This is a genomic window from Pseudomonadota bacterium, assembly GCA_039815145.1.
GTDB lineage: Bacteria > Pseudomonadota > Gammaproteobacteria > Steroidobacterales > JBCBZW01 > JBCBZW01.
On record JBCBZW010000221.1, the window covers coordinates 1 to 5159 of the forward strand.

General features: G+C 65.8%; 6 protein-coding genes. 3 read left to right on the top strand and 3 right to left on the bottom strand.

What is annotated here, in order from left to right; translation table 11 throughout:
• A partial coding sequence (locus AAF184_24610) for a hypothetical protein (protein ID MEO0425539.1) occupies positions 1-259 on the top strand: 259 nt, incomplete at its 5' end.
• A gap of 9 nt (positions 260-268) precedes the next feature.
• Here the strand turns inward: AAF184_24610 and AAF184_24615 are convergent.
• The 3 genes from AAF184_24615 to AAF184_24625 are packed head-to-tail and all read right to left on the bottom strand — an operon-like array spanning position 269 to position 3887.
• The gene (locus tag AAF184_24615) at positions 269-1750 is read right to left on the bottom strand and encodes a sodium/solute symporter (protein ID MEO0425540.1); all 1482 of its coding nucleotides are present in this window, start codon (positions 1748-1750) and stop codon (positions 269-271) included.
• 4 nt (positions 1751-1754) lie between these two features.
• Complete coding sequence (locus tag AAF184_24620; protein ID MEO0425541.1) at positions 1755-2555, bottom strand: phytanoyl-CoA dioxygenase family protein; 801 nt, start codon at positions 2553-2555, stop codon at positions 1755-1757.
• Between the two features lie 12 nt (positions 2556-2567).
• Complete coding sequence (locus tag AAF184_24625) at positions 2568-3887, bottom strand: serine hydrolase domain-containing protein (protein ID MEO0425542.1); 1320 nt, start codon at positions 3885-3887, stop codon at positions 2568-2570.
• A gap of 190 nt (positions 3888-4077) precedes the next feature.
• On the opposite strand from AAF184_24625, the gene AAF184_24630 reads away from it, so the two are divergent.
• Positions 4078-4407, top strand: coding sequence for a hypothetical protein (locus AAF184_24630; GenBank protein ID MEO0425543.1), 330 nt, complete (start codon positions 4078-4080; stop codon positions 4405-4407).
• Positions 4408-4484: 77 nt separating this feature from the next.
• A partial coding sequence (locus AAF184_24635) for a reductive dehalogenase domain-containing protein (GenBank protein MEO0425544.1) occupies positions 4485-5159 on the top strand: 675 nt, incomplete at its 3' end.

Sequence of the window (5159 nt, forward strand, 5' to 3'; positions counted from 1 at the left end):
ACCTGACAAACCCCCGAGCAAGACCGAACTGGTGGTGACGGCGATGGTCGACGGCAAGCTGGAGGGCAGCTTCTACGGCAGTCCCTTCAGCGAAAGCGGCTACACCGTGCATCGAGGCACGTTGCTCTTCACCGCCGTCACGGCCGATGGCACCGGCCCCTACCTGCACTCGGCCCGGCAGGTGGGCGGGTGTCTCGAGGGGCAGACCTTGTCGACGGGTCGAGAATTCCTCATGGCGTGGACCGCATGTCGCCTCTAGTTCCGGGGCTCAGGTGGCCGCTCGTCCGCGAAACCCTGCCGCCACGCACACCAAGGTGCCGATGGGGAACAGCCACGGCCACGCGAGCAACGGCCCGTCGAACGCGGTCCCAAAGACAGGGTTGAACATCTCCGGTTGGTTGATCACCAGTACGACCGCCACGCTCACCAGCACAGCGCGCCCGGCCTGTGCTACGCGAAAGTGACGAGCGAGGATACTCAGCACGAACAGACCCAACATCGGCCCCCACGTGTAGGTGGTCATCGAAAACGCTAGGGTGACGAGATCGAGTTCGCTGGCCGAAAACTGCCAGGCCATGGCGGCGAGCACGACACCCCATCCCACCACGAGCGCCCTCGACGCCCGCAGCAGGTGCGCCTCGTCAGCGTCCGGCCGCAGGTAGGGTTGGTAGAACATGGTCAATGAGATCTGCGATAGCGCAGCCAGGATGGAATCCAGGCTCGAGATCGCTGCGCTCAACACCCCGGCGATGAGCAACCCACGCAGGCCCACGGGTATCTCGGAGACGATGAACGCTGGAAACACCCGGTCGCCCCGCTCGGCCACCAGCGCGGCGAGTGCCGACGGCATCGGGTTTACCTGATAGAACGCATAGAGACCGACGCCGACGGTCAGCATCAGGACGGGCACCAACTCGCCCAGCGTGCTCCAGAGCACAGCCTTCTTCGCCTCCTGGGCGTTGCGACAACACAGCAAGCGTTGCGCATGCAGATGATCGGTGCCGTAGACGGCCACGTTCTGGAACGGCATGGCGAGAAGCGCTGCCCAGAAGGTGAAGGCCACGCGGGGATCGGTGGAGAAATCGAAGGTGGTGAATTTTTCGGCGGCTCGTCCACTCTCGACCAGGCTGACCCAGCCTTCCGGTAGGGCGCCGGTCAAGAACACCAGCGCCGCGATTCCGCCAGCGATGAGGACGAAGAATTGCACGAAGTCGGTCCAGATTACGGCGGCGATCCCGCCCATCCAGGTCCACAGCACGGAGAAGGCGCCGATGATCACGATGCTCTGACCGAGTGGCCAGCCGGTGACGATTTCCAGCACCAGGGCCGTCGCGTACACACGCACGCCCTGACCCAGGATGCCGCCCAAGCAGAACATCCCGGCGGTGATGCGGCCGACGACGGGCCCCAGGCGATCGGCCATGTAGTCGTAGGGACTGTAGAACTCCTTCTCGTAGTAGAGCGGTACGAGGAAGCGCGCGATGAGCACGCGCGCGATTACGCCGCCGATGGCCAGTTGCAGGTAGGTGAAGTTGCCGGCTTCCGCATAGACGAGGGCAGGAACGCCGATGAAGGTGATGGCGCTGATCGTGGTGGCGATGGTGGACGCGCAGACCGCATACCAGGGCAGGCGTCGTCCGCCGAGAAAGAAGTCTCGCGTGGAGTGTTGCTGCCCCTTCAGGCGATGGCCGACCAGCGTCGTGCCCGCCATATAGGCCGCGACGATCGCCCAGTCCCACGCGGAGAACACCGCGCTACGGCTGCAATCGGGTGGCGGGGGGCAAGGACACGGTGAGTCGCCGCCCTGAGCCCTCGCCGGGGTACACGCGCTTGTTCGCCTCCGGGTACGCGTAGCCGTTGATCAACACGCGGCGATACTGCGACGAGGTGTTCTCGAAGCTCGCGTGCGCCGTGTAGGGGCCGAAGAAGAGCGTGTCCCCAGGTTCGGCCAGGATCGTCACGGCATCCTCCTCGCGAAACTGCGCGGGCCGCGGCGACATAGCGTCAGACGCGGTGTAGTCCCCCGCACCAAAGTCCACACGACCCCAGCCCGAGCTTCCTGGGATGAACTGCAGCGGGCCACTGTCTGGCGTCATGGCGTCGAGGGCAATGATGGTCTGCACGAAGCTGCCCTTGCCGTTGACGTCGCGCCAGGTATCGCCGCCCTTGTCCCGGTGCTGGATGTCCTGATGCCAACCGAACACGACGCCGTCGTGGGGCCGTTTGAAGTGCGCCTGGCTGAGCAGTTGGTCCATCGCTGAGCTGCCCAGCAACTGGGCGGCGGGAACGGTCAGTCGCTCATCCTCGCCGATGGTCAGTAGGTAAGGCTGTGAGCCGCCCGCCCAAACGACGCGCTTGATGATCTGCTCACCGTTGCGTTCGCCGAGCACGAAGTGCGAACCCTCGCGCAGTCCAGTGGCTGGCATGTCGCGGGCCAGGCGCTCGAGCTGCTCGAAGCAGCCGCGCATCCGCTCGATCTCCGTGGCCTCGAAGAGACGCGGTTTCAGCAACCAGCCGGTGCCGTGAAACGCCGCGATGTCTGCATCGCTCAGCATATCCCTAACGCCCTAGCGCGAAAGCCACCAGCGCAGCACTTCTTCTTCCACGCGATACAGGGGGCTCGTGCCCGGGGGCGCGGCCGCCGGATCATCCGCCGTGCCGGTGATGATGGTGGCGATGCCGTCGCCGGTCAGGGGGTCGAACAAGGCGTGACTAAGAACTCCGTAAGCTTCGCCGAGGTGGCCCACGAGCAGGCGGGGGCCGCTATCGAAGCCCCAGGCGCGCATGTCGATGCGATGTACCGACAGGCCGTAGCTCGTCATGAGGCCATCCGTGGGGCCACCGGGCTCGACCTCGCCGGCGGATAGGCCGTTCGCTGCGTCCGCCTCGAGGGTCCAACCGGGTGCGAGCATCGCCTCCACCGTCGCTGGCGAGAGCAGGCGGCGGCCGTCGACTTCGCCACGTCCTGCCAGCATGCGCAGAATCACCAGTAAGTCGTCCGCGCTGGCCCGCAGGCCGCCCTGGGGTGAGAACAGGGTGCCGTTGCTGCCGAGGCGGTAGTCCTTCAGGAAGGACTCGACGAACGCGGGATCGCTGCCGCCGTAGAAGCAGCTGGGCGCACCGCCGTCCACCTGGGCGATCCACGGCCCGTCGGGGTTCCACTCCTCACTCTCCTGCGCCCGCCTGCGAAAGCCGGCGGCACGTTGCTTGTCGGCGATGGCGCATGCATTGAAGCGTGCGTCGATGCCGAGGGGCTCGAGCACGGCGCGGGCCATGTACAGATCGAAGCGCTCGCCGCTGCTGCTTTCGATCACCGAGCCGAGCACGCCGAAGGCGAGGTTCGAGTAGGTGAAGTAGGCGCCCGGTTCGCGCCCCGGGCCGCTTGCGAAGTGGGCGCCGTCGTCCCAGTGGGTCGAGTCGGGGGTGAAGAAATCGCGTAGCTCGCCTTGACCGGCGGGGATGGAGTAACCCCTGCCGTCGCGCAGGGAGGAGGTGTGCGTGAGGAGTTGGCGAATGGTGATCGGCTCGTCCGCGAACGCGGGATTTCGCAAGGGCCAACGGAGGTAGTCGCTCACGTCGGCGTCGAGGTCGAGCTTGCCGGCTTCCACCAGTTGCATGACGCCGATCGCCACCACCAGTTTGGAAATCGAGGCGACGCGAATCTTGTGATCACGGCGCAGGGGTTGGGTGCCCGTCTCCGAGAGTTGTGCGAAGCCTAAGGCCCACCCCTCCGTGGCGCGACCTTGTTTCAGCAGACTGATCTGCAGGCCCGAGAGCGGCGCCGTCAGCGCCGTGCCCTCGACCAGTTCGATGAGCTTGGGTTGAGCCGCGGCAGCGCCGGTCATGATCAGGCAAAGCAGCAGGCAGCGAACAAACTGGCGCACCATGGATAGGGCTCCGAACGGGTTAGCGGCGCCATAGCGCCCAAGCACCTGGCGTCTCGAAAGGCCTAGTGTGCCTGCGCGGTTTGCGAAGTCACAACTGCCGCCCTACCACCCGTCGCCTCGGTGTCAGGCGCCCTCCGTCAGCGGCGAACTCCCTTGCACAAGTCACATTGAGCGACCCAGGAGAGTTCCCATGGCAACTCGAGCAACGCATCTATCCATCGCGGTACTGGCCGCTGTTCTCGGCACCTGCGCGGTCACGGCTAGCGCGTCCGTGCCCACCACCTGCGACGGCCTTGCGGTGACCATCTCCGGCACTGACAACGCCGATGTGATCAACGGCACCTCCGGCCGCGACATCATCCACGGCGGTGGTGGCGACGACATCATCAAGGGCAAGGGCGGCAACGACGTGATCTGCGGCGGTGGCGGCAGCGATGAAATCAAGGGCGGCGAAGGCCAGGTCCAGGTGGCGGAGCACGACGCCAACAACCAGTGTGCGCTGCTCAGTCGCCCCTGGTAGGGCATCGGGTCAGGCGCTGGGATTGCTAAGCGCCTGACCGCTGGCGCGCCCGGCCCGTCATCTGATCCAATGGCCGCATGCCAAGTGACTACGTTGCCTCTAACGATGCTGCCGCCGGAATCGACGTCACCGAGGACTTCGCGCCCTTCCACCAGCGCGACGACATCTTCACCCGCGCCTTCTGGGATCCGACGGTGCGCAGCCCGCGCTCCGACGCCTTCTTCGCGTCATACCGCATGGAGGCCATCCCCCGCCGTGGCGATGGCTTTACCCAGCGTGACTTCGCCCTGCGCAACGCCAGCTGGTTGATCTCGGACCTGATCTCGAACCGCGGTAACGACGAGGGCAAGCGCGAGGGGTTCCAGGCCCCGATCGAGAACGACACACCGGTCGCACCCGAGAAGGTGGAGGTGGACGACCCGGTGGCGATGAGCCGGGAGATCAAGCGCATCGCCGAGTTTTTCGGCGCGGACCTGTGCGGCATCACCCGCCTCGACGCGCGTTGGCAATACGCCTCGCGGGTGGATACCCGGGACATGAGCGCCGAAGAGAACGCTTTGCCCACCGGCATCACGCATGTAATCGTGCTCGGACACGAGATGGACGAGCGTCTGGTGAGCACCTACCCCTCCGCCCTCGCGGGAGCGGCGACGGGCCGCGAGTACTCGCACGAGGCGTCCATCGTCATGCAGTTGGCGGCGTACATCCGCAACCTCGGCTATGAGGCCGTCGCTTCTATGAACGACACGGGC